Genomic DNA, 23,192 nt, shown 5'->3' on the forward strand with positions numbered 1-23,192 from the left:
CTGCTCAAAAGAAGGTCTTCGCCGCAGCAGTCACCGCATTGCCAAGCGCGCCGCCGAAGACGACGAAGGCAACGACGAACAGGGCTGAAAGGGCATAAACGACCTTCAATTCACCGGCCGGACGTTCGAACTTGTCCTTGGCCTCATCGAACCACATGACCTTGACGACGCGGATATAATAGTAGGCGCCGACGACCGAGCCGATAACGCCGATGACGGCGAGCGCATAGAGCTTTGCCTCGATGGCGGCGAGGAAGACGTAATACTTGCCGAAGAAGCCGGCGAGCGGCGGGATGCCGGCAAGCGAGAACATCAGGATCGTCAGCACAACCGCCATGAAGGGATTGGAGGCCGAAAGACCGGCCAGATCCTCGACAGTCTCGACATTGCCGATTTCCTTGCGGCGCATGGAGAGAATGCAGGCGAAGGTGCCGAGCGTCATGACCATATAAACGGTCATGTAGAGAATAACGCCGGCAACACCAGCCTGCGTGCCAGCGGCAAGGCCGACCAGCGCATAACCCATGTGACCGATGGAGGAATAGGCCATCAGACGCTTGATGTTCTTCTGGCCGATTGCGGCAAAGGAGCCGAGCAGCATGGAAGCGATGGAGATGAAGACGACGATCTGCTGCCAGTCGGCAAAGACCGGCTGGAAAGCCTCGACGACGATACGAACGAGGATCGCCATGGCGCCGATCTTCGGTGCGGCAGACAGGAAGGCAGTGACCGGGGTCGGCGCGCCTTCATAAACGTCCGGCGTCCACATGTGGAACGGCACGGCCGAAATCTTGAATGCCAGACCGGCAAGAACGAAGACCAGACCGAAGACGAGGCCGAGCGAGCGGGTTTCCGACGCCAGAACCTGTGCGATTTCAGTAAAGCCGGTATTGCCGGTGAAGCCGTAAACCAGCGACATGCCGTAAAGCAGCATGCCCGAGGAGAGCGCACCAAGAACGAAATACTTCAGGCCCGCTTCCGTGGAGCGCAGGCTTTCGCGGTTGATGGCGCAGACGACGTAAAGCGCCAGCGACTGCAGTTCCAGCGCCATGTAGAGCGAGATCAGGTTGTTGGCCGAGATCATCAGCAGGATGCCCAGCGTCGCAAGCACCAGCAGCACCGGATATTCGAAACGGCCGATCGGCTCGAAACGGCCCTGGCCAACGGCCAGGATCATGGCGGTGATGGAGCCGATCAGCGCCAGAACCTTCATGAAGTTGCCGAAGGCATCGGCGATGTAGACACCGCCGAAAGCCACGCCCGATGCGGGGGCGAAGATGATCCAGAGACCGACGACGAGCAGGAGGGCAACGGCAAGGCCGGTGACCGTCGTTGTCGACTTGTCGCCCGAGAAGACGCCAATCATGAGCAGCGCCAGCGCGCCGACCGCAAGGATCAGCTCGGGCGTCGCGATGTGCAGACTGGCAAAAAGGATTTCAGCGGTCATGTCCAACGGGTCCTGTCGTCAATTCATAGTGAGCGCAACATTTTGCGCCGCCTGCAATGCAGCCGTATAGTTGTTTACCAGAAGATCGACCGATGCGGCGGTGGCATCGAACACCGGTGCCGGATAGACGCCGAAGAAGATCGTCAGAGCAACCAGCGGATAAAGGATGACCTTTTCGCGGGTCGACAGATCGAGCATCGATTTCAGGCTTTCCTTCTCCAGCGCACCGAAGATCACGCGGCGGTAAAGCCACAGCGCGTAAGCGGCCGAGAGGATGACGCCGGTTGCCGCAAACAGTGCGACCAGCGTGTTGGCACGGAATACACCGATCAGCGTCAGGAACTCACCGACGAAGCCGGAGGTACCGGGCAGACCGACATTGGCCATGGTGAAGATCATGAAGGCCACGGCATATTTCGGCATGTTGTTCACGAGACCGCCATAGGCGGAAATCTCGCGGGTGTGCAATCGGTCATAGACCACGCCGACGCAGAGGAAGAGCGCGCCGGAGACAATGCCGTGCGACAGCATCTGGAAGATCGCGCCCTGCACGCCCTGAACATTGGCGGCGAAGATGCCCATGGTCACGTAACCCATGTGGGCGACGGAGGAATAGGCGATCAGCTTCTTGATGTCATCCTGCATCATCGCCACCAGCGAGGTGTAGATGATGGCGAGAACCGAGAGCGTGAAGACGAAGGGTGCGAAATAATCCGACGCCAGCGGGAACATGGCGAGCGAGAAACGGATGAAACCGTAACCGCCGAGCTTCAGCATCACACCGGCAAGAATGACCGAACCGGCGGTCGGTGCCTGAACGTGTGCATCCGGCAACCAGGTATGCACCGGCCACATCGGCATCTTGACCGAGAAGGCGGCAAAACAGGCGAGCCACAGCCAGGTCTGCATGCCGGCCGGGAATCCGTATTTCAGGAGTTCGGTGATGTCCGTCGTGCCGGCCTGCCAGTACATCGCCATGATGGCGAGCATGGTGAGAACCGAACCGAGCAGCGTATAAAGGAAGAACTTGTAGGATGCGTAGACGCGATCCTTGCCGCCCCAGACGCCGATGATGATGAACATCGGGATCAGCGTCGCTTCGAAGAAGACGTAGAAGAGAACGGTATCCAGCGCCACGAAGACGCCGATCATGACGACTTCCAGAAGCAGGAAGGCGATCATGTATTCCTTGACGCGCTTTTCGATCGAATCCCAGCTTGCCAGCACGCAGAAGGGCATGAGGAAGGTGGTGAGGATGACGAAGAGCATGGAGATGCCGTCGACGCCCAGATGATAGGCGGCGATATTGCCGAACCATGCGTGTTTTTCGACCATCTGGAAACCGGGGTTCGAATTGTCGAAACCGATCCAGACGAACAGCGACACCAGGAAGGTGAAAACGGTCGTCAGCAGCGAGACATTGAGAATGTTGCGGCGACCGTAAGGGCCGTTCTCATTTGTCAGAAGCAGGAGCACCACGCCGACGAGCGGCAGAAAGGTGACCGTTGAAAGAATGGGCCAATCGGTCATCAGAAGGCACTCCCGAGCATCATCCAGGTGACAAGCGCCGCGATGCCGATCAGCATCGCAAAGGCATAATGATAGAGGTAACCGGATTGCAGGCGGACCATGCGGTTGGTCACGTCAACCACACGCGCTGCAATGCCGTTCGGTCCATAGTGGTCGATGACAGCGACGTCGCCCTTCTTCCACAGGAAGCGGCCGAGCGCCTTTGCGGAACGTACGAAGAGGAAGTCATAGAGTTCGTCGAAATACCACTTGTTCAAGAGGAACTGGTAGAGGCCACGATGGGTCTCTGCCAGACGCTTCGGCGTCTCCGGCGACTTGATATACATGTACCACGCGGTCACGAAACCAAGCGCCATGGCGAAGAACGGGCTCCACTTCACCCACAGCGGCACGTGGTGGAATTCCTCGAGGATTTCGTTTTCCGGAAGTGTGAACAGAGCACCCTTCCAGAATTCGGCATATTCATGACCGAAGAAATAGCCTTCGAAGAGCACACCGGCGAAGATCGCGCCGACGGTGAGGATGAAGAGCGGGATCAGCATGACCATCGGCGATTCATGCACATGGTGCATGACGTCGGCGGAAGCGCGCGGCTTGCCGAAGAAGGTCATGAAGGCCAGACGCCAGGAATAGAAGCTGGTGAACAGCGCAGCGATAACCAGCAGTGTGAAAGCGAAACCGGACAGCACCGAATGGGACGCGTAAGCGGATTCGATGATGACGTCCTTGGAGAAGAAGCCGGCAAAACCGATCATCGTGCCCGGGATACCAACGCCGGTCAGCGCCAGCGTGCCAACGGTCATGGTCCAGAAGGTGATGGGGATATGCTTGCGCAGGCCACCCATGTAACGCATGTCCTGTTCGCCATCGACGGCATGGATGACCGAGCCGGCGCACAAGAACAGCAGGGCCTTGAAGAAGGCGTGCGTGAAGAGGTGGAATACGGCGGCACCATAAGCGCCGACGCCGAGCGCCACGAACATGTAACCGAGCTGCGAGCAGGTCGAATAGGCAATCACGCGCTTGATGTCGTTCTGCACGAGACCGACGGTCGCGGCAAAGAAGGCGGTGATCGCGCCGATCAGCGTCACGACGGTCAAAGCATCATGCGACAGTTCGAACAGCGGCGACATGCGAGCGACAAGGAAGACGCCGGCGGTAACCATGGTTGCGGCGTGAATGAGGGCCGAAACCGGGGTCGGGCCTTCCATCGCGTCCGGCAGCCAGGTGTGCAGCAGGAACTGCGCCGACTTACCCATGGCGCCCATGAAGAGCAGCAGGCAGACGCCCGTCATCGCATTGGCCTTGTCCAGCTGCATGCCGAACAGGTTGATGACGGTTTCGGTGGAAGCGGCACCTTCGGCCGGCAGATAGGTGCCGGCGGCGGCGAAGATTGTTTCCAAATTGATCGAACCGAACAGCACGAACACACCGCCAATGCCGAGGATGAAGCCGAAGTCACCAACACGGTTGACGATGAAGGCCTTCATGGCAGCAGCAGAGGCCGAAGGTTTCTTGAACCAGAAGCCGATCAGCAGATAGGACGCCAGACCCACGCCTTCCCAGCCGAAGAACATCTGCAGCAGGTTGTCGGAGGTTACCAGCATCAGCATGGCGAAGGTGAAAAGCGACAGATAGGCAAAGAAGCGCGGACGATGCGGATCGTGGTGCATGTATCCGATCGAATATAGGTGCACCAAGGTCGAGACCGTGTTGACCACGACGAACATGACGGCCGTCAACGTATCGATGCGGAACGCCCATTCGACGTCGATGCCACCGGACTGGATCCAGCGCAGCACGGTGACCTTGATCACCTCGCCCGGCTCGCCGTGGGCGAGTGCGATGTTGAAGAACACGATCCACGACAGGATGGCGACCACGATCATCAGACCGGTGGTGACATATTCCGAGGCCTTGGCGCCGATAGAGCGGCCGAACAGGCCGGCGATCAGGAAGCCGATCAGTGGAAGAAAGACGATAGCCTTGTAGATCATAGCCTTATCAGCCCTTCATCATATTGACGTCTTCCACGGCGATCGATCCGCGGTTGCGGTAGAAGACAACGAGTATTGCAAGACCGATGGCCGCTTCGGCGGCTGCGACGGTCAGAATGAAAAGTGCAAAGACCTGGCCGACGATATCGTTCAGGAAGGCCGAGAAGGCCACCATGTTGATGTTGACGGCGAGCAGGATGAGTTCGATCGACATCAGGATGACGATGACGTTCTTCCGGTTGAGGAAGATGCCGAAGACGCCGATCGTAAAGAGGATGGCGCTGACCGTCAGGTAGTGGGAAAGACCGATTTCCATATTCTGTTTCCTTGGATCCGTTCGCGCCTCAGATGCCCTGGCCCGGCTTGACCTTGACCGTGGTGACGGCGGTCTTCGGGTTACGGCCAACCTGCGTGGTTATATCCTGCCGCTTGATGTCGGTGCGATGACGCAGCGTCAGCACGATGGCGCCGATCATGGCCACCAGCAGCACGAGGCCGGCGAGCTGGAAGAAATAGACGTAGTTGGTATAGAGCACATCGCCGAGCGCCGCCGTGTTGGTGCGTTCCGTCACCGGCGGGATCGGCATGGTGATCGATTTTGCCGCCTGCGGGTTCAGCACGCTGCCGCCGACAACGACGATCAGTTCAGCCGCAAGGATGATACCGATCAGCGCGCCGACCGGGGCATAATGCAGCACGCCGGAGCGAAGCTCGGCGAAATCCACATCCAGCATCATGACGACGAAGAGGAAGAGCACCGCAACGGCGCCGACATAGACCACCAGCAGGATCATGCCGAGGAATTCGGCCCCCGTCAGCAGGAACAGCGCGGCTGCGTTGAAGAAGGTCAAGATCAGAAACAGCACCGAATGAACAGGGTTCTTCGATGCGATGACCATGAACGCAGACGCCACGGCGACGAAAGCGAATATATAAAAAAATACAGCGTGCAGACCCATCTTGGTGCCTTCTTGTCCTCATCGGGAGAAGATGGCTCGAAGGCCCCTCACCCGTTTCGTCCCCGCCGGCGAAAACCGCGCAGGCATTTTACTTTTCATCGCTCTCCGGGGTCGCCCCCGGAAAGACGGTTGCACCTTAACGGTAAGGTGCATCCAGTGCGAGGTTGCGCGCGATTTCACGCTCCCAGCGGTCGCCATTGTCGAGAAGCTTCTGCTTGTCGAAATAAAGCTCCTCGCGGGTTTCCGTCGCGAATTCGAAATTCGGGCCTTCGACGATGGCATCCACCGGGCAGGCTTCCTGGCAGAAGCCGCAATAGATGCACTTCACCATGTCGATGTCGTAACGCACCGTGCGGCGGGTGCCGTCATTGCGGCGCGGGCCGGCTTCGATGGTGATCGCCTGAGCGGGACAGATCGCTTCACACAGCTTGCAGGCGATGCAGCGTTCTTCACCGTTCGGATAACGGCGCAGCGCGTGTTCACCACGGAAGCGCGGCGAGACCGGACCCTTTTCGAAAGGATAGTTGATCGTCGCCTTCTGTTTGAAGAAGTGGCGCATGGTCAGGAAGATCGCGCCTACGAATTCCTTCAGGAACAGCGAGTTGACGGCTTGGGAGAGGCTTGCCATCTCAGTCTCCAGATCTTTGAGCGAGGAGTTCAGACATCAACCGGCCCACCCCGTCAGCTTCAATACGAATGCAACAATAACGACCATGGCGAGCGACAGCGGCAGGAACACCTTCCAGCCAAGGCGCATGAGCTGGTCATAACGATAACGCGGAACGAAAGCCTTGGTGAGCGCGATCATGAAGAAGACCATGCAGCCCTTCAAAGCGAACCAGACAATGCCCGGAACCCAGTTCAGGAACCACACATCCACGATCGGCAGCCAGCCGCCGAGGAACAGGATCGTCGTCAGGCAGCAGATCAGGACGATCGCGGCATATTCGCCGAGCATGAACATCATGTAGGGCGTGGAGCCGTACTCGACCATGTGGCCGGCAACCAGTTCCGATTCCGCTTCCGGAAGGTCGAAGGGCGGACGGTTGGTTTCGGCAAGGCCGGAAATGAAGAACACGATGAACATCGGGAACAGCGACAGCCAGTGCCAGTCGAGGAACGATGCCGGCAGGCCGAGCATGGTGCCGAGGCCGGTGCGCTGTGCAAGAACGATATCCGTCAGGTTCAGCGAGCCGACGCAGAGCAGAACGGTGACGATGACGAGACCGATCGATACTTCGTAGGACACCATCTGCGCGGCCGAACGCAGCGCGCCGAGGAACGGATACTTCGAGTTCGAAGCCCAGCCGCCCATGATGATGCCGTAGACTTCAAGCGACGAGATCGCGAAGATGTAGAGAATGCCGACATTGATATTGGCGACGACCCAGCCATCGGCGAAGGGAATGACGGCATAGGTGGCGAGCGCCAGCGTCACGGCGACAAGCGGCGCCAGAAGGAAGACGGCCTTGTTGGCGCCGGCCGGAATGACCGGTTCCTTCAGGATGAACTTCAAGAGGTCGGCGAAGGACTGGAAAAGACCAAAGGGACCAACGACGTTCGGACCACGGCGCAGCTGCACGGCTGCCCAGACCTTACGGTCGGCAAGCAGCAGGAAGGCGATGGCCACGAGAAGGCAAACGAGAAGCAGCAGGGACTGGCCGACCATGATCAGCGCGGGCCAGACGTAGCTCCAGAAAAACTGTTCCATAAATCCCCTACCCTTACTCTGCCGCAGCCTGGAAATTGTTGCGGGCCAATGCGGAGCACTCGGCCATGACGGCAGAGGCGCGCGCAATCGGGTTCGTCAAATAAAAGTCTTTTACCGGCGAGGCAAACGCCGACTTGGTGAGCGAGCCGGTTTTGCCGGCCAGCGCTTCGATATCCTTACCGTTGCCGGCGGCGATCTCGTCGGTTTCCGCCAGATGCGGATGCGCGACATAAAGCTGGCCGCGCAGCGCCGACAGCGAATCGAACGGCAGCTTCTTGCCGAGAACGTCGGACAGAGCACGCAGGATCGCCCAGTCTTCACGGGCTTCGCCCGGTGCGAAACCGGCGCGGTTGCCCACCTGCACGCGACCTTCGGTATTGACCCAGATACCGGATTTCTCGGTATAGGCCGCACCCGGAAGGATGACGTCGGCGTTCATAGCGCCCTGATCGCCGTGGCTGCCGATATAGACGGTGAACTTGGCGCCCTTGTTGGACAGGTCGAGTTCATCGGCGCCGAGCAGGAAGAGAACGTCCATCGAAGCGACCATTTCGGCTACGGCAACACCGCCCTCGCCCGGCACGAAGCCGATATCGAGACCGCCAACGCGGGCGGCGGCAGTGTGCAGCACCGAGAAGCCATTCCACTCTTCGGTAACAGCGCCAACCGAAACGGCAAGCTTTGCAGCAGCCGCGAGAACGGCAGCGCCATCGGCACGCGCCAGAGCGCCCTGGCCGATGATGATCAACGGGTTCTTGGCGGATTTCAGCTTGTCGATGAAGCTGTGCGCACCATTGGCCAGATCCGAAAGCGTTTCCGCGCCCGAACCGAGATATTCGTAATTGTAACGCAGTTCACCAGCCTCACCGATCACGCCGATCGGGAAACCGCCGCGACGCCAGCGCTTGCGAATGCGGGCGTTGAGCACGGCCGCTTCGAAGCGCGGGTTGGAACCAACGATCAGCAGGGCGTCGGCCTGTTCGATGCCTTCAATGGTGGAATTGAAGATGTAGCTGGCGCGACCGAGAGACGGATCAAGCGCTGCGCCATCCTGGCGGCAATCGACATTGGCCGAGCCGAGCGAAGCGAGAAGCGACTTCAGCGCGAACATTTCTTCGACGGAAGCCAGATCACCGGCGATTGCGCCGATCTTCGAACCAGACGTTGCGGCAACAGCCTGCTTGATGGCGCCAAAGGCTTCACCCCAGCTTGCAGGCTGCAGACGGCCATCCTTGCGGACGTAAGGCCGGTCGAGACGTTGCGTCTTCAGGCCGTCCCAGATGAAGCGGCTCTTGTCGGAAATCCACTCTTCGTTGATCGCCTCGTTGACGCGCGGCATGACGCGCATGACTTCGCGGCCACGGGTATCGACGCGGATGGCCGAACCGAGAGCGTCCATCACGTCGATGGTTTCGGTCTTGTTCAGTTCCCACGGACGGGCGGTGAAGGCGAAAGGCTTGGAGGTGAGCGCACCGACCGGGCAGAGGTCAACCACGTTGCCCTGAAGCTCGGAGGTCATGGCCTGCTCAAGATAGGTGGTGATTTCAGCATCTTCGCCGCGACCGATGAGGCCGAGTTCGGCAATACCGGCAACTTCCGTCGTGAAACGGACGCAGCGCGTGCAGTGAATGCAGCGGTTCATCACCGTCTTGACGAGCGGGCCGATATATTTGTCTTCAACCGCGCGCTTGTTTTCCGCGTAACGCGAACCGGCGATACCAAAGGCCATGGCCTGGTCCTGCAGGTCGCATTCGCCGCCCTGGTCGCAGATCGGGCAATCGAGCGGATGGTTGATGAGCAAGAATTCCATCACGCCTTCGCGGGCCTTCTTGACCATCGGCGTGTTGGTGAAAACTTCCGGCAATTCGCCGTTCGGGCCGCCGCGAACGTCGCGAACGCCCATGGCGCAGGATGCGGCAGGCTTGGGCGGTCCGCCCTTCACCTCGATGAGACACATGCGGCAGTTACCCGCGACCGACAAGCGCTCATGAAAACAAAAGCGCGGAACTTCAGCACCCGCCTCTTCGCACGCCTGCAACAGCGTGAAATGATCCGGAACCTCGATCTCTTTACCGTCAACCTTGAGCTTTGCCATGGTTCTACTTACGTCCTGTTGCCTGTTCGTCCCATGTCTCACACGGTCCGCAACAAATCCTTAATCGCGCCCGGCATCCGAAAAATCGCCAGACGCTTCATGGTGTCGCGGGGCCGGAAATTTCCGGCTCCGCCTGAAGCCTGAGTGCTTATTCAGCGGCTTCCAGAACAGCGCCATCATCCATGGCCCTGTAGGTATATTGGTCGATCCGCTTTTCGATTTCCGGACGGAAATTGCGGATCAGCGCCTGTACCGGCCATGCGGCGGCATCGCCAAGCGCACAGATGGTGTGGCCTTCGATCTGCTTCGTCACTTCGAACAGCATGTCGATTTCGCGCTTCTGCGCATTGCCCTTGACCATGCGCTCCAGCACGCGCCACATCCAGCCCGTGCCTTCGCGGCACGGCGTGCACTGGCCGCAGCTTTCATGCTTGAAGAAGGCCGCGATGCGGGCAATCGCCTTGATGACGTCGGTGGACTTGTCCATGACGATCATGCCGCCGGTGCCGAACGAAGACTTCACTTCGCGCATGCCGTCGAAATCCATGATGGCGTCCTTCATGTCCTCACCGCGAACGATGGGGCAGGATGCGCCGCCGGGGATGACGCCGAGCAGATTGTCCCAGCCGCCGCGAATGCCACCGCAATGGTGTTCGATCAGCTCACGGAAGGACAGGCCCAGCGCATCTTCGAAGGTGCACGGACGCTCGACATGGCCCGAGACCATGAACAGCTTGGTGCCGACATTGTTCGGACGGCCGATGGACGAGAACCAGGCGGCGCCACGGCGCAGGATGGTCGGCGCAACGGCGATCGATTCAACGTTGTTGACGGTCGTCGGGCAGCCGTAAAGACCCATATTGGCCGGGAACGGGGGCTTGAGGCGCGGCTGGCCCTTCTTGCCTTCAAGGCTTTCGAGCAGAGCCGTCTCTTCGCCGCAGATATAGGCACCCGCGCCGTGATGGACGTAGATGTCGAAATCCCAGCCGTTCTTGTTGTTCTTGCCGAGCAGGCCGGCATCGTAACATTCATCGATGGCTGCCTGCAGCGCTTCACGCTCGCGCATATATTCGCCGCGAACATAGATATAGGCCGTATGCGCACCCATGGCGAAACCGGCGATCACGCAGCCTTCGATCAGCGTATGCGGATCGTTGCGCAGGATTTCGCGGTCCTTGCAGGTGCCGGGCTCGGATTCGTCGGCATTGACGACGAGATAATGCGGACGGCCGTCATTTTCCTTCGGCATGAAGGACCACTTGAGACCTGTCGGGAAGCCAGCGCCGCCGCGACCGCGAAGGCCGGAAGCCTTCATCTCGTTGATGATCCAGTCACGGCCCTTTTCGACGATCTGCTTGGTACCGTCCCAATGGCCGCGCGCTCTTACGCCCTTCAGGGACTTGTCCTTGAGGCCGTAGAGATTGGTAAAGATGCGATCCTGATCTTTTAACATGCTTCACCTCTTACCGCGGCTTCTTGCCGAAGACCCTGATATACTCGGCTTCGCCACCCTTGGCGAGCGCCTCGGCCTGCTTGATCCACTCGTCGCGTTCAATGCGGCCCTTGAAATTCAGATAACCGTCGACCCAGTCGCATTCGGCCTTTTTCCAGCCGGCGACCTGCGCATAGGTGAAAATGCCGAGCTCGTTGAGCGTGCCCTCGATCTTCGGACCGACGCCGGAAATGAGCTTCAGGTCATCGGGCGTCGCCGGCTTTTCGATGCCGGCCGGACGATCCTTGGAATCGAGCGACGGCTTCGCGGAACCCGAAGCTTCCTTTTCAGCAGCCTTGACATTGGCTTCCGCAGCCTTCGGCTCGTTGGCCGGCGTCTTCAGCTTCGGATCGGTTTCCGGAGCGTCCGTCTTCGGCTTGGCGGCATTGGACGGCGGAACCGGAGCGGCATCCGCAGCCACTTCGGCCGGCTTGTCGAGATTGGAGCGATCCGGCTTGATCTCTTCCGTCAGCGTCGTCAGGCCACCGACCGGGACCGACTCGTGACGGTCGATCTGCGGGCCGGTCTTGACCGTGTCGCCCTTGCCTGCCTCGAATGTGTCGATGATCTCTTCCAGACGCTCGGGCGTCAGGTCCTCATAGGCATCCTTGAAGATGATGACCATCGGCGCGTTGACGCAGGCGCCCTGACATTCCACTTCTTCCCAGGAAAGCGTGCCGCTCTCATTGGTGTGCAGCGGATCGTGGTGGATCTTCTTGCGGCAGACATCCATCAGCGCTTCCGAGCCGCGCAGCATGCAGGGCGTGGTGCCGCAGACCTGAACATGGGCGCGCGTGCCGACCGGCTTCAGCTGGAACTGGGTATAGAAGGTCGCCACTTCCATGACGCGGATATAGGCCATATCCAGCATGTCCGCGACTTTTTCAATGGCGGCGCGGGTAACCCAGCCGTCCTGCTCCTGCGCACGCATGAGCAGCGGGATGACCGCCGATTGCTGGCGTCCCTCGGGATATTTCTTGATCGTCTTTTCCGCCCATGCGGTGTTTTCCGCATTGAAGGCAAATGCCACGGGCTGGAACTGATCTTCGGCTAGTCGACGAACGGACATACTTCCTCACGCCTTTTCAGTTTAACGTCTCACAACGCGATCTCGCCACCGTGACGAATTCGCAGGCGTAAGCCGCCTTGTCTTTCTGCATGAACACGATGAACTTGCTGCCATTGGGAACCGAGGCCTTGATCTCGTATCCCAGGGACAGAAGCTGCTTGATGGTCGAAGAGCCGCCGCTCGACAGCGATACGCCGCCCTCGTCCGTCGCCGTCTGGGCGAAAACGGGGGCAGACATCGCAGCAAGAAAAGCCGGAATGGCCAGCGGCAGACGCATCAGCGGTCGACCTCCCCGAACACGATGTCGAGAGAGCCGAGCACGGCTGTAACGTCGGCAAGCTGATGGCCCTTGCACAGGAAATCCATGGCCTGCAGATGCGCATAACCCGGCGCGCGGATCTTGCAGCGGTAGGGCTTGTTGGAACCGTCCGCGACCACGTAGACGCCGAATTCGCCCTTCGGCGCTTCGACGGCGGCGTAAACTTCGCCGGCCGGAACGTGGTAACCTTCGGTATAAAGCTTGAAGTGGTGGATCAGCGCTTCCATCGAACGCTTCATCTCGCCGCGCTTCGGCGGAACCACCTTGCCATCCAGCGAGGAGACCGGGCCGATGCGATGCTTGCCGGACAGAAGATCGACGCACTGCTTCATGATCTTTACGGATTCGCGCATTTCCTGCATGCGGATCAGGTAACGGTCGTAGCAATCGCCGTTCTTGCCGACGGGAATGTCGAATTCCAGATCGGAATAGCACTCGTAAGGCTGCGAACGGCGCAAATCCCAGGCAGCGCCGGAACCGCGCACCATCACGCCCGTGAAACCCCAGGCAAACGCATCTTCCAGCGACACGACGCCGATATCGACGTTACGCTGCTTGTAGATGCGGTTGTCGGTCAGAAGACCTTCGATATTGTCGAGAACGGTGAGGAACGGATCGCACCACTTGCCGATATCATCGACCAGTTCCGGCGGCAGATCCTGATGCACACCGCCCGGACGAACATAAGCCGAGTGCATGCGGGCGCCACAGGCGCGCTCATAAAACACCATCAGCTTTTCGCGCTCTTCGAAGCCCCAGACCGGTGGCGTCATGGCGCCAACGTCCATGGCCTGCGTCGTGACGTTCATGATGTGCGACAGGATACGGCCGATTTCCGAATAAAGAACGCGGATCAGCTGGCCACGCATCGGGATTTCAAGGCCCAGCAGCTTTTCGACGGCGAGCGCGAAAGCGTGTTCCTGGTTCATCGGCGCCACGTAGTCGAGACGGTCGAAATAAGGAACGGCCTGCAGATAGGTCTTGGTCTCGATCAGCTTTTCGGTGCCGCGATGCAGGAGACCGATATGCGGATCGACGCGCTCGACGATTTCGCCGTCCAGTTCCAGAACCAGACGCAGCACGCCGTGCGCGGACGGATGTTCCGGACCGAAGTTGATCGTGAAATTGCGGACGTTATGCTCAGTCATTCTAGTGCTCCGCCGAGGTGATCATGGCGATGAATTCGGGGCCGGTCATGTTCTGCGTGGTTTCTGCGAAAGAATAGCTCGAAGGCTTTTCATCCGTGAAAATCTGCGACGCGAACTTGAAGCTGGAAGGGTTGTCGAAAGCCTGCAGCGAAACGGCAAAATGCTTGCCATCCTTGGAACGCCAGACCAGCGTGCTGCCGCAGTTCTTGCAGAAGCAACGCTCACCCCATTCCGACGAGGAATAAACGCCAAGGCTTTCCTCGTTCTCGAAGGTGATACCAGTGCATTCAACAGCCATGAAAGCACCGCCGGACCAGCGGCGGCACATGGAGCAATGGCAAACGCCGAATTCGCGGGCACCGATCGTGGCCGTGAAGCCAACGGCGCCGCAAAGACATTGTGCATGCTCTGTCGCGGGGGCTTCGCTCATTGCTTGGCCTTTTCATCGCCCGGGAGAACATATTCGGTCCCTTCCCACGGGGAAAGGAAATCGAAGTTGCGGAATTCCTGCTTCAGTTCGACCGGTTCATAAAGAACCCGTTTCAGAACGTCATCGTAACGCACTTCCACAAAGCCGGTAACCGGAAAATCCTTGCGCAGCGGATGGCCTTCGAAACCATAGTCCGTGAGGATGCGGCGCAGGTCCTTGTGGCCCTCGAAAGGAATGCCATACATGTCCCATGCTTCGCGCTCGAACCATTCCGCGCCCATGTAAACGGAGGTCGCCGAAGGAACGCCCTCGTCCTCTTCCACCTGCAGCTTGACGCGCACGCGCAGGTTCTGGCGCGGCGACAGCAGGTGATAGACGACATCGAAACGCTTTTCGCGCTGCGGCCAGTCGACGCCACAAATATCGATGATGTTGACGAAACCGCACTGCACGTCGTCCCGCAGGAAGGTCAAAAGCGCGATGACATTTTCCGGCGTCGTGTTCAGCGTCAGCTCGCCATAGGCGATATCGGCCGACACCACGAGAGAACCGCGCGCTTCCTTAACGTAAGCAGCAAGATCGTTGAGAGCTTCGCTCATTCCTAAATCCGTCCTTTGCCCTTAGCGCTCGATCGTACCGGTACGCCGGATCTTCTTCTGCAGCAGAAGTACGCCGTAAAGCAGCGCCTCCGCCGTGGGGGGACAGCCCGGAACGTAGATATCCACCGGCACGACGCGGTCGCAGCCGCGCACGACAGCGTAGGAATAATGGTAATACCCACCACCGTTGGCGCAGGAGCCCATGGAGATGACATAACGCGGCTCGGGCATCTGGTCATAGACCTTGCGCAGAGCGGGCGCCATCTTGTTGGTCAGCGTGCCGGCAACGATCATCACGTCAGACTGGCGCGGTGAGGCGCGCGGGGCGACACCGAAGCGCTCCATGTCGTAACGGGGACCGGACGCCTGCATCAGGCCTTCAACGGCGCAGCAGGCGAGGCCGAACTGCATCCACATCAGCGAGCCGGTGCGCGCCCAGGTGATCAGCTCGTCGGTCGAGGTGACGAGAAAGCCCTTGTCGGCCAGCTCGTCATTGATTTCCGTGAAGTAGGCGTCGTTGCTGCCAACCGGCTTGCCGGTCGAGGGATCGATGATGCCCTTCGGCTGCGGCGCAACGAGCGTGGTGTTGTTCTGGCTCATGCCCATTCCAGCGCTCCCTTCTTCCACTCATAGATAAAGCCGATGGTGAGAACGATGAGGAACACCATCATCGACCAGAAACCGAACCAGCCCATCTCGCCGAAAGACACCGCCCAGGGAAACAGGAAGGCGACTTCCAGATCGAAGATGATGAACAGGATCGATACCAGATAAAAGCGGATATCGAACTTCATGCGGGCATCGTCGAAGGCGTTGAAACCGCACTCGAAAGCGGAGAGCTTTTCCGGGTCCGGCGCCTTATAGGCGACAGCAAAAGGCGCAATGAGAAGCGCCAGGCCGATGACAAGAGCGATACCGATGAAGATTGCGATCGGAATATAGGAACTGAGGAGTTCAGTCATGGTCTCTTCCCTGCCCGGCCAGGTGCCGGACCTGCCTTTGCGACCCAAGGTCTCAAAGAGCGCACAAATATGTTGCAACGCCAAAGTGGTTAGCGCAGCCGCGCCCTCTCTGCAAGAGTTTAGGCTCCATTTCAAGACACCTGCCGCATTGATTGGCAACAATATTGCCGGAATTGACGCAAATTTGGGCCACAATTCCGGCCTAAGCCCCTCAAATACAATAATAATCGATTGAAGGACGCAACCGCAAAAAAGTCACACGAATTTTACGTCGAAATGGCAGCGAAGTGACGGTTTTCGGAAATCGAAACCTGACTAAAAAAAGCAGGAAAAATCGCGCATAAAAACGCTGGAATCAGCCACCGGAAATGCCAATACCAGAGCGCGTACAGGACACGTCTGTTTCACTTTTGAGGAGACATTTCGGAAGAGAGAAATGGCGCGAGTGACGGGGCTCGAACCCGCGACCTCCGGCGTGACAGGCCGGCACTCTAACCGACTGAGCTACACCCGCGCACCACAGACATTCATCTGTGTTTTCCGAGGAACAGGATGGCGCGAGTGACGGGGCTCGAACCCGCGACCTCCGGCGTGACAGGCCGGCACTCTAACCGACTGAGCTACACCCGCATCTCCTGACGACAGGACCTTGTCCCGCCGCTCGAACCAGCCTCGGCCGTTCGATGAGCGGCTAACTACGGCGTTCGTGCGGGGGTGTCAAGCAGGTTTCACGACAAAAGAATAAGCTTCTTCATTTTGATCGGGAAAAACCGGGAGGCCTTTGACCGCCATTGCGGCAAACGCCCTGTTTTACGGGCTTTTCCCAACGAAAACAAAAAACTTGTCCACAGCCACCGGCTTCCGCGACGGGATTTCCACATGGCCGTCAAGGCGCCATCGTATCGTGTTTCGACCAAAAACCCCGCAGTTCCCGGCTTTTTGCCGATAACCTCCGGCGGAGAAAAAAGCGGCCCGGAAAAAAAACAAAAAAACTTCACAAAAGCCCTTGCGGTTTTTTTCCGATCCGAATACATCACGGCCACCGACGCGGCGGACATGATCCGCAGGACGCGAAGGGCGATTAGCTCAGTTGGTAGAGCGCCTCGTTTACACCGAGGATGTCGGGAGTTCGAGTCTCTCATCGCCCACCATTTTCCCGAATTCCTTAAATCAGATCTTATCGCGCCGGATATTTCTTCCGCATGCTGTGTTCTGTCCGGAATTTACATCGGCAATCAGACATCCCTGCCCCGCCACTCGTCTTCGAAGCACAGGATTTGCGCTCCGAACCGGGGGAATCGTTTTTTCCGGCCCGTTTCTATTCCAAATTGACACTTCTGTTCCAGATTCCGACAGTTCCGTCGAATCTCTGTGTCACTCCGTAACATACCGAAAAATAAGCAAATTCAGACTTTTTAAAGAGATTTCAGGCATTGTTTCCATACCGTTTCATGATGAACGGTTGAACTGATGGATGAAACCATGTCGATCGACGCGTTTGTAACACTCGCGCTTATTGCGCTGCCTATTTATATTTTTTTTCGCTGGGTCCAGCAGGATTCGGAAAAATCAGATACTCCCAAAAGCAGGAATTCCATGGGGCGCTGACCTGCACATAGATCCCAGGCATTTGCACGGACAGCCCCCGAACAATCCCCCGACAATCCGACACAGAAGCGCCAAAACCGATTCCAGCGGCTTTGGCCCACTGATGGCGCAAAATCGGTGATCCCTCCCCCGGGAAACTCCTCGCCACAAAAAAGCCGGGCACAGCCCGGCTTTTCTATTTGCGACACAATCGAGCGATCAGTTGATCGCCTTCAGATTGACGGTGAAGAACAGCGTCTCGCCGGAAGAATCGTCAACGCCGTCATTGTCGGTCACGGCATAGGCGGTTCCTGCCTTGTCGAAGGTGAAGCCTTCCAGCTTGTCGACGACATAACCATTGGTCTGGGCCTTGAGGTCGGGCAGGAAATCATGCGCTTCCTGCTTGGCCACCAGCGGCAGCTCGCCGCCGATCTTGCCCGGCTTCAGGTCAGCGATAGCGACGCGGTAGAGCTTCTTGAGCTTGGCCTTGTCGCCGATCTGGTTGTCGCGTTCGACGATATAGACATATTCGCCCTGCGCAGTGATTTCAGACAGACCAACCCAGCCTGCTTCGGTCTTGTCGAGTGGGTAACGCACGGCGCCCCACTCCTTGGACTTCGGATTGTAGGAGACGAGCTTGACGAAGCCCTTCTCATCCGTGCCCCATTCGCGCTGCACGGCCATCCACAGCGTGGCGTCATCGCCCTTACCGATCATGGTCACGCCTTCGAAACCGAAACGGGTGTCGCCGGAAAGCAGTTCCTTCGGCAGTGCGATCTCAGCCTTGATCTCGCCCTTGGCATTGACGTTGTAAAGCGCGTGCGGAACGAGCTTGGCGCTGTCGCCTTCCGACGCCAGCCAGAAGCCACCCTTGCCGTCGAGCGTGATACCTTCGATGTCGAGTTTCTGGGCAGCGATACCGTCACGCTTCACCCGCAACACGCTGGTGATGGTGGCGGGCTTCTTCGTGGCGTCGATGGTGTAGATCGACGGCTGGTTGCCATAAACCGAGTCGGAAACGGCATAGAGGATGCCGGGCTTTTCGGCGTCACCAACCAGGCCGGAGAGCGCACCCCAGCCGATCGGCGCGCCGTCGACGGTGGCGGAAACGAGCTGCGGATAGGCCGGCTGGCCTTCGGCGCGCTCATAGAGCATGACATGCGAGCGGACGCCGCCGTCTTCGATCAGATCCACCTCATTGGCAGTGGCGAGAAGGTTGCGCGACGGGATGGCGACCGCACCTTCCGGCGAAACGCCCGAAGGCAGGAGCTGCGTCAGCTGCGGCTCTGCGCCGGTATCCTTGTAGACGGCAACGACGGAGGCGCGCTCGGCAAGGACGAAGAAATAGTTCTGGCCATCGAAGGTCGCTGCCTCAAGACCTTCCGGCTCGATACCCTTGGCCTTGGAGCGCTTTTCCGGATAGTGGCCGATGGCGGCAACGGCGTGCTCGAGCGATGCACCCGATTCGTAAACGAGCTTGCCCGTCTTGTCGAAGATGGTGAAGCCGCGCGAACCGCCCTGCCAGTCGCCCTCATTGGCGACGACGATACGGTCATTATCCAGCCACTTCACCGCATCCGGCTCGCGCTTGCGGCCTTCCTGCTTGTCGGTGAACTTCAGCTGGCCGTCGGTCTTGGTGTCGATGCCTTCCAGATTGACGGTGCCGGCGGAGAAATGCGTCTTCACCGTGCCGGTTTTTCCGTCGAGAATGACGATGTGGTTGTTTTCCTGCAGCGTCAGCGCGATCTCGCCATTGGCGTTGATCGAGACGAATTCCGGCTCCGGATCTTCCGGGGAGATTTCGGCAAGGCCGGTCAGCTCGATCTTCTTCAGCGTTGCGCAATCGGCAACACCGTCCTTCAGGCCGACAGTGACCAGGTAACCGGCAGGCATCTGCGGCAATGCGCCTTCGTTCACCTCTTCATCGCGCTCGTTTTCGATGGCGATGGCGGCAAAGGTCTTGTCCGGGGAAATGGCGACGGAATCGGGCTGACCGCCGAGATCGCAGCTCGCGTCGATCTTCTTGGTGGCGATATCGACCGTCACCAGCTTGCCGGAGGGCTTGGCGCGGTTTTCGGACGTGTTGACACCGGCCAGAACCTTTGCGCCGATGGCGGCAACGGAGGTCGGCTCGCCCTGCAGTAGCAATGCGCCGCCGGCCTTGGGAGCCTTTGCGTCCGTAATGTCGATGAAGCCGATGCCGCCGAGGGGGCTGTCCGAATAGATCAGCGTCTTGCCGTCTTCGCTGGCGGTGATGATTTCAGCCGAGGTGACGGATTTGGCGTCCTTGTCGGCGGGAAGGTTCTTCGCCACCGGGAAAGACGCGATGCGGTTGAAAACCGGCTCGGCAGCGGCCGGGAAGGCAGCGGATGCGAGCAGTGCCGCGGTCAAAGCCATTTGAGAAAATCGGAACGCCATTTTAATCCCCCTTGGGTCCAGAAATACCCCAAGGCTTCTGCGTCAAAGACATGACAGTGGCATGACATTTCATTGCAGGAATCAAAAAGCCCGGCCGTAAAGGCCGGGCTTTCGTGTTTCTGCGCACATTCCGCGTTTCGAAACGCCGTGTGTCCGGATGGAAAGCTACACAGGCGCAGGCGCCGAGACCTTCAATCCACACCATACCGGGTGAAACCGGGCCGCCCGAAAGAGCTTTCGAAGGCCGCCCCTTTATGCCGGTTGATGGCATGAGCGCGTCACAACATGCTTCCTCGTGAACCTGAAAAGCCGCCCGCCCGCCGCCGGGCGTTGCGGCTTTCCGGAAAACTTACGAGTTAACGGCGTCCTTCAGGCCCTTGCCTGCGGAAAACTTCGGTACGTTGCGAGCCGGGATATCGACTTCAGCACCCGTGGAAGGGTTACGACCCTTGGAGGCTTCACGACGGCTGACGGAGAAGCTGCCGAAGCCAGCGAGACGGATGTCGCCACCGCTCTTCAGTTCGTTCTGTACGGTTTCGAATACGGCATCAACAGCGGAAGCAGCATCTGCCTTCGTGAGACCAGCCTTTTCGGCAACAGCAGAGACGAGCTCGTTCTTGTTCATGTTTCCACCCCTTTCAATGGTTTGAAACGACTAGGAATTAAGCCGGCGCAGAATACGTTTGCATCCGCGCACAGCAACTCAAAAGCGCTGGAATCGCCTGAAAAACAAGGGGTCTGCGATTTTTTTCACAAAAAAGGCCGACATTTCTGCCGGCCTTCCACATATTCGTGCCAATTTGGCATCAGTTGCGCGGAGCTGAGCACCGCGCGCGCCCTCTGACACCTAACGCATTGATTCTATGCATTGCCCGTCGCGAAAGGCGATTCCCGCCCTCGCGACGATGCCATCCATCAATGCGCGATCGTCTGGCTGCCGTCGTCGACGCCTTCGACCGTTGCGATCACCGGCGTCTCGATGCTGCCGTCCCACTCGATGGGCTCCGGCGTGCGGATGAGGGCATGCCTGATGACTTCGCCCATGCGCGAAACCGGGATGATCTCCATCTCGTTCTTCACATTGTCCGGAATCTCCGCCAGATCCTTGGCGTTTTCTTCCGGGATCAGCACCTTCTTGATGCCGCCGCGCAGAGCCGCAAGCAGCTTTTCCTTCAGGCCGCCGATCGGCAGCACGCGACCACGCAACGTGATCTCGCCCGTCATCGCCACGTCCTTCGAGACCGGAATACCGGTCATGATGGAGACGATGGCGGTGGCCATGGCAACACCGGCAGACGGACCGTCCTTCGGGGTTGCCCCTTCCGGAACATGGACGTGGATGTCGCTCTTGTCGAAGCGCGGCGGTTCGATGCCGAAGTCCACGGCGCGCGAACGGACATAGGATGCCGCCGCCGAAATGGATTCCTTCATCACTTCCTTGAGGTTGCCGGTGACCGTCATGCGGCCCTTGCCCGGCATCATCACGCCTTCGATGGTGAGCAGCTCACCGCCGACTTCCGTCCAGGCCAGACCCGTGACGACACCGACCTGATCCTCGCGCTCGGCCTCGCCGTGGCGGAACCGCGGAACGCCCAGATAATCCGGAACGTTGGCAGCGGTGACTTCCACGGACTTGACCTTGCCCTTGATGATCTCGGTGACAGCCTTACGCGCCAACTTCATCAGCTCGCGCTCGAAGCTGCGCACGCCCGCCTCGCGGGTGTACTGCTGGATCACGACCATCAAAGCTTCATCCGTAACCGAGAACTCTTCCGGACGCAGGGCATGTTCCTTGATCGCCTTCGGCAACAGGTGACGCTTGGCGATTTCGCGCTTTTCGTCTTCCGTGTAACCGGCGATGCGGATCACTTCCATACGGTCCATCAGCGGACCCGGAATGTTCAGCGTGTTGGCCGTGGTCACGAACATCACGTCCGACAGATCGTATTCCACTTCAAGGTAGTGATCCATGAAGGTGGAGTTCTGTTCCGGATCGAGAACCTCCAGCAGTGCCGACGACGGATCGCCGCGGAAATCCATGCCCATCTTGTCGATTTCGTCGAGCAGGAAGAGCGGGTTCGCCTTCTTGGCCTTCTTCATCGACTGGACGATCTTGCCCGGCATGGAGCCGATATAGGTGCGGCGGTGACCGCGGATTTCCGCCTCGTCACGAACGCCACCAAGCGCCATGCGCACATATTCGCGGCCGGTCGCCTTGGCGATCGACTTGGCGAGCGAGGTCTTGCCGACGCCGGGAGGACCGACGAGGCACAGGATGGGTCCGCGGATCTTCGAAGCGCGCGCCTGCACGGCGAGATATTCGACGATGCGTTCCTTGACCTTGTCGAGACCGAAATGATCCTGGTCGAGGATTGTCTCGGCAGCATTGAGATCGGTCTTGATCTTCGACTTCTTGCCCCAGGGCAGGCCCAGCAGCCAGTCCAGATAGTTGCGCACGACGGTCGCTTCCGCGGACATCGGGCTCATCTGGCGAAGCTTCTTCATTTCCGCCTCGGCCTTTTCCTTGGCCTCCTTGGAAAGCTTGGTCTTGGCGATGCGCTCTTCCAGCTCGGCCATCTCGTCACGACCGTCCTCGCCGTCGCCGAGCTCCTTCTGGATTGCCTTCATCTGCTCGTTCAGGTAATATTCGCGCTGGGTCTTCTCCATCTGGCGCTTGACGCGCGAGCGGATGCGCTTTTCGACCTGAAGCACGGAAATTTCGCCTTCCATGAAGCCGAGAGCCTTTTCAAGCCGCTGCTTCACGCTGACGGTTTCCAGCATTTCCTGCTTTTCAGTGATCTTGATCGACAGGTGCGAAGCGACCGTATCGGCCAGCTTCGAATAATCGTCGATCTGACCGGCAGCGCCGACAACCTCGGGTGAAATCTTCTTGTTGAGCTTCACATAGCTCTCGAATTCGGACACGACCGAACGCGACAGCGCCTCGATCTCGACCGGATCTTCAGCGGGTTCCTGCAACGGCGTCGCGGAGGCTTCGTAGAAATCCTCGCGGCCGGTATAGCTGTCGATCTGGGCGCGACCCTTGCCTTCCACCAGCACCTTCACGGTGCCGTCGGGAAGCTTCAGAAGCTGCAGGACGTTGGCGACCGTGCCGACCTTGTGGATGGCCTCGGGGGTCGGGTCGTCATCGCTGGCGTTGATCTGGGTGACAAGCATGATCTGCTTGTCCGAGCCCATGACTTCCTCGAGCGCACGAATGGATTTTTCCCGCCCGACGAACAGGGGAACGATCATATGCGGGAAAACGACAATGTCGCGCAGGGGAAGTACCGGGTAGGTACCGCCAGATGCCGCAGACGTGATGTTCGTCATATCATTTCCTTTCCTGGTCCCTTTCGGGACACTTTGCCGGACAGCTTGGGGCATCCGGCACATTCATTTCTCGAGACTGAAAGTGGAGTTTCGAAA

20 protein-coding genes and 3 tRNA genes are annotated in these 23,192 nt (G+C 58.9%); 1 reads left to right on the forward strand and 22 read right to left on the reverse strand.

What is annotated here, in order from left to right; translation table 11 throughout:
• Positions 1 to 4 precede the first annotated feature (4 nt).
• The 19 genes from nuoN to O3S81_RS13025 all read right to left on the reverse strand — a co-directional run bounded on the left by nuoN (position 5) and on the right by O3S81_RS13025 (position 16,792).
• Positions 5 to 1,447 (reverse strand): NADH-quinone oxidoreductase subunit NuoN, encoded by a 1,443-nt coding sequence (gene nuoN / locus O3S81_RS12935; protein ID WP_269343748.1) that lies wholly within the window; start codon positions 1,445 to 1,447, stop codon positions 5 to 7.
• 18 nt (positions 1,448 to 1,465) lie between these two features.
• Positions 1,466 to 2,977 carry an NADH-quinone oxidoreductase subunit M gene (locus O3S81_RS12940; RefSeq protein WP_269343749.1) on the reverse strand — a complete coding sequence of 504 codons (1,512 nt, stop codon included), beginning with the start codon at positions 2,975 to 2,977 and terminating at the stop codon, positions 1,466 to 1,468.
• Positions 2,977 to 4,974 carry an NADH-quinone oxidoreductase subunit L gene (gene nuoL, locus O3S81_RS12945; RefSeq protein ID WP_269343750.1) on the reverse strand — a complete coding sequence of 666 codons (1,998 nt, stop codon included), beginning with the start codon at positions 4,972 to 4,974 and terminating at the stop codon, positions 2,977 to 2,979. The genes O3S81_RS12940 and nuoL overlap by 1 nt, the downstream gene beginning before the upstream one ends.
• Positions 4,975 to 4,981: 7 nt before the next feature.
• Entirely contained in the window at positions 4,982 to 5,290 is a 309-nt protein-coding gene (gene nuoK, locus O3S81_RS12950; protein ID WP_003521516.1) for an NADH-quinone oxidoreductase subunit NuoK, read from the reverse strand.
• A gap of 28 nt (positions 5,291 to 5,318) precedes the next feature.
• Positions 5,319 to 5,933 (reverse strand): NADH-quinone oxidoreductase subunit J, encoded by a 615-nt coding sequence (locus O3S81_RS12955; RefSeq protein WP_269343752.1) that lies wholly within the window; start codon positions 5,931 to 5,933, stop codon positions 5,319 to 5,321.
• A 136-nt stretch (positions 5,934 to 6,069) separates the two neighbouring features.
• The gene (gene nuoI, locus O3S81_RS12960; protein ID WP_004441327.1) at positions 6,070 to 6,561 is read right to left on the reverse strand and encodes an NADH-quinone oxidoreductase subunit NuoI; all 492 of its coding nucleotides are present in this window, start codon (positions 6,559 to 6,561) and stop codon (positions 6,070 to 6,072) included.
• Between the two features lie 36 nt (positions 6,562 to 6,597).
• Positions 6,598 to 7,644 (reverse strand): NADH-quinone oxidoreductase subunit NuoH, encoded by a 1,047-nt coding sequence (nuoH, locus tag O3S81_RS12965; RefSeq protein ID WP_269343757.1) that lies wholly within the window; start codon positions 7,642 to 7,644, stop codon positions 6,598 to 6,600.
• 13 nt (positions 7,645 to 7,657) lie between these two features.
• Entirely contained in the window at positions 7,658 to 9,739 is a 2,082-nt protein-coding gene (gene nuoG / locus O3S81_RS12970) for an NADH-quinone oxidoreductase subunit NuoG (RefSeq protein WP_269343759.1), read from the reverse strand.
• Between the two features lie 148 nt (positions 9,740 to 9,887).
• A complete protein-coding gene (gene nuoF, locus O3S81_RS12975) occupies positions 9,888 to 11,192 on the reverse strand; it encodes an NADH-quinone oxidoreductase subunit NuoF (RefSeq protein WP_269343761.1) in 1,305 nt (434 codons plus the stop codon).
• 10 nt (positions 11,193 to 11,202) lie between these two features.
• Positions 11,203 to 12,300 carry an NADH-quinone oxidoreductase subunit E gene (locus O3S81_RS12980; protein ID WP_269343762.1) on the reverse strand — a complete coding sequence of 366 codons (1,098 nt, stop codon included), beginning with the start codon at positions 12,298 to 12,300 and terminating at the stop codon, positions 11,203 to 11,205.
• A 16-nt stretch (positions 12,301 to 12,316) separates the two neighbouring features.
• Positions 12,317 to 12,577, reverse strand: coding sequence for a hypothetical protein (locus tag O3S81_RS12985; protein ID WP_269343763.1), 261 nt, complete (start codon positions 12,575 to 12,577; stop codon positions 12,317 to 12,319).
• Positions 12,577 to 13,767 (reverse strand): NADH-quinone oxidoreductase subunit D, encoded by a 1,191-nt coding sequence (locus O3S81_RS12990; RefSeq protein ID WP_020012326.1) that lies wholly within the window; start codon positions 13,765 to 13,767, stop codon positions 12,577 to 12,579. Before O3S81_RS12990 ends, O3S81_RS12985 begins: the two co-directional genes overlap by 1 nt.
• Position 13,768: 1 nt before the next feature.
• The gene (locus tag O3S81_RS12995; RefSeq protein WP_269343764.1) at positions 13,769 to 14,197 is read right to left on the reverse strand and encodes a GFA family protein; all 429 of its coding nucleotides are present in this window, start codon (positions 14,195 to 14,197) and stop codon (positions 13,769 to 13,771) included.
• On the reverse strand, positions 14,194 to 14,796 hold the full coding sequence (locus O3S81_RS13000; protein WP_269343766.1) for an NADH-quinone oxidoreductase subunit C: 603 nt from the start codon (positions 14,794 to 14,796) through the stop codon (positions 14,194 to 14,196). The genes O3S81_RS12995 and O3S81_RS13000 overlap by 4 nt, the downstream gene beginning before the upstream one ends.
• Before the next feature lie 21 nt (positions 14,797 to 14,817).
• Positions 14,818 to 15,402: a NuoB/complex I 20 kDa subunit family protein gene (locus O3S81_RS13005; protein WP_003521524.1), complete on the reverse strand. Its 585-nt coding sequence runs from the start codon at positions 15,400 to 15,402 to the stop codon at positions 14,818 to 14,820.
• Positions 15,393 to 15,758: an NADH-quinone oxidoreductase subunit A gene (locus O3S81_RS13010; protein WP_035259670.1), complete on the reverse strand. Its 366-nt coding sequence runs from the start codon at positions 15,756 to 15,758 to the stop codon at positions 15,393 to 15,395. Before O3S81_RS13010 ends, O3S81_RS13005 begins: the two co-directional genes overlap by 10 nt.
• 437 nt (positions 15,759 to 16,195) lie before the next feature.
• A tRNA-Asp gene (locus tag O3S81_RS13015) sits at positions 16,196 to 16,272 on the reverse strand.
• Positions 16,273 to 16,311: 39 nt separating this feature from the next.
• A tRNA-Asp gene (locus O3S81_RS13020) sits at positions 16,312 to 16,388 on the reverse strand.
• A 98-nt stretch (positions 16,389 to 16,486) separates the two neighbouring features.
• Positions 16,487 to 16,792: a hypothetical protein gene (locus O3S81_RS13025; protein ID WP_269343767.1), complete on the reverse strand. Its 306-nt coding sequence runs from the start codon at positions 16,790 to 16,792 to the stop codon at positions 16,487 to 16,489.
• A 41-nt stretch (positions 16,793 to 16,833) separates the two neighbouring features.
• Here O3S81_RS13025 and O3S81_RS13030 point away from each other — a divergent pair.
• Positions 16,834 to 16,909: transfer RNA gene (locus O3S81_RS13030), tRNA-Val, on the forward strand.
• A gap of 655 nt (positions 16,910 to 17,564) precedes the next feature.
• Here the strand turns inward: O3S81_RS13030 and O3S81_RS13035 are convergent.
• The 3 genes from O3S81_RS13035 to lon all read right to left on the reverse strand — a co-directional run bounded on the left by O3S81_RS13035 (position 17,565) and on the right by lon (position 23,096).
• On the reverse strand, positions 17,565 to 19,763 hold the full coding sequence (locus tag O3S81_RS13035) for an esterase-like activity of phytase family protein (RefSeq protein WP_269343769.1): 2,199 nt from the start codon (positions 19,761 to 19,763) through the stop codon (positions 17,565 to 17,567).
• Positions 19,764 to 20,112: 349 nt separating this feature from the next.
• Positions 20,113 to 20,388 (reverse strand): DNA-binding protein HupB, encoded by a 276-nt coding sequence (gene hupB, locus O3S81_RS13040; RefSeq protein WP_003496481.1) that lies wholly within the window; start codon positions 20,386 to 20,388, stop codon positions 20,113 to 20,115.
• Positions 20,389 to 20,678: 290 nt separating this feature from the next.
• The gene (gene lon / locus O3S81_RS13045; RefSeq protein WP_269343771.1) at positions 20,679 to 23,096 is read right to left on the reverse strand and encodes an endopeptidase La; all 2,418 of its coding nucleotides are present in this window, start codon (positions 23,094 to 23,096) and stop codon (positions 20,679 to 20,681) included.
• Between the last annotated feature and the right edge of the window lie 96 nt (positions 23,097 to 23,192).

The sequence above is a fragment of the Agrobacterium sp. SOY23 genome, from assembly GCF_027212525.1.
In the GTDB taxonomy this organism is placed as follows: domain Bacteria; phylum Pseudomonadota; class Alphaproteobacteria; order Rhizobiales; family Rhizobiaceae; genus Agrobacterium; species Agrobacterium tumefaciens_I.

Coding starts and splice junctions, on each gene's coding strand:
- O3S81_RS13035 (WP_269343769.1), bottom strand. CDS start 19,763: ATGGCGTTCCGATTTTCTCAAATGGCTTTGACCGCGGCACTGCTCGCA.
- O3S81_RS13000 (WP_269343766.1), bottom strand. CDS start 14,796: ATGAGCGAAGCTCTCAACGATCTTGCTGCTTACGTTAAGGAAGCGCGC.
- nuoF (WP_269343761.1), bottom strand. CDS start 11,192: ATGTTAAAAGATCAGGATCGCATCTTTACCAATCTCTACGGCCTCAAG.
- O3S81_RS13010 (WP_035259670.1), bottom strand. CDS start 15,758: ATGACTGAACTCCTCAGTTCCTATATTCCGATCGCAATCTTCATCGGT.
- lon (WP_269343771.1), bottom strand. CDS start 23,096: ATGACGAACATCACGTCTGCGGCATCTGGCGGTACCTACCCGGTACTT.
- nuoK (WP_003521516.1), bottom strand. CDS start 5,290: ATGGAAATCGGTCTTTCCCACTACCTGACGGTCAGCGCCATCCTCTTT.
- nuoL (WP_269343750.1), bottom strand. CDS start 4,974: ATGATCTACAAGGCTATCGTCTTTCTTCCACTGATCGGCTTCCTGATC.
- O3S81_RS13005 (WP_003521524.1), bottom strand. CDS start 15,402: ATGGGCATGAGCCAGAACAACACCACGCTCGTTGCGCCGCAGCCGAAG.
- O3S81_RS12985 (WP_269343763.1), bottom strand. CDS start 12,577: ATGCGTCTGCCGCTGGCCATTCCGGCTTTTCTTGCTGCGATGTCTGCC.
- nuoG (WP_269343759.1), bottom strand. CDS start 9,739: ATGGCAAAGCTCAAGGTTGACGGTAAAGAGATCGAGGTTCCGGATCAT.
- O3S81_RS12980 (WP_269343762.1), bottom strand. CDS start 12,300: ATGTCCGTTCGTCGACTAGCCGAAGATCAGTTCCAGCCCGTGGCATTT.
- nuoI (WP_004441327.1), bottom strand. CDS start 6,561: ATGGCAAGCCTCTCCCAAGCCGTCAACTCGCTGTTCCTGAAGGAATTC.
- O3S81_RS12990 (WP_020012326.1), bottom strand. CDS start 13,767: ATGACTGAGCATAACGTCCGCAATTTCACGATCAACTTCGGTCCGGAA.
- O3S81_RS12995 (WP_269343764.1), bottom strand. CDS start 14,197: ATGAGCGAAGCCCCCGCGACAGAGCATGCACAATGTCTTTGCGGCGCC.
- nuoH (WP_269343757.1), bottom strand. CDS start 7,644: ATGGAACAGTTTTTCTGGAGCTACGTCTGGCCCGCGCTGATCATGGTC.
- nuoN (WP_269343748.1), bottom strand. CDS start 1,447: ATGACCGCTGAAATCCTTTTTGCCAGTCTGCACATCGCGACGCCCGAG.
- O3S81_RS12940 (WP_269343749.1), bottom strand. CDS start 2,977: ATGACCGATTGGCCCATTCTTTCAACGGTCACCTTTCTGCCGCTCGTC.
- O3S81_RS12955 (WP_269343752.1), bottom strand. CDS start 5,933: ATGGGTCTGCACGCTGTATTTTTTTATATATTCGCTTTCGTCGCCGTG.
- hupB (WP_003496481.1), bottom strand. CDS start 20,388: ATGAACAAGAACGAGCTCGTCTCTGCTGTTGCCGAAAAGGCTGGTCTC.
- O3S81_RS13025 (WP_269343767.1), bottom strand. CDS start 16,792: ATGTATTCGGATCGGAAAAAAACCGCAAGGGCTTTTGTGAAGTTTTTT.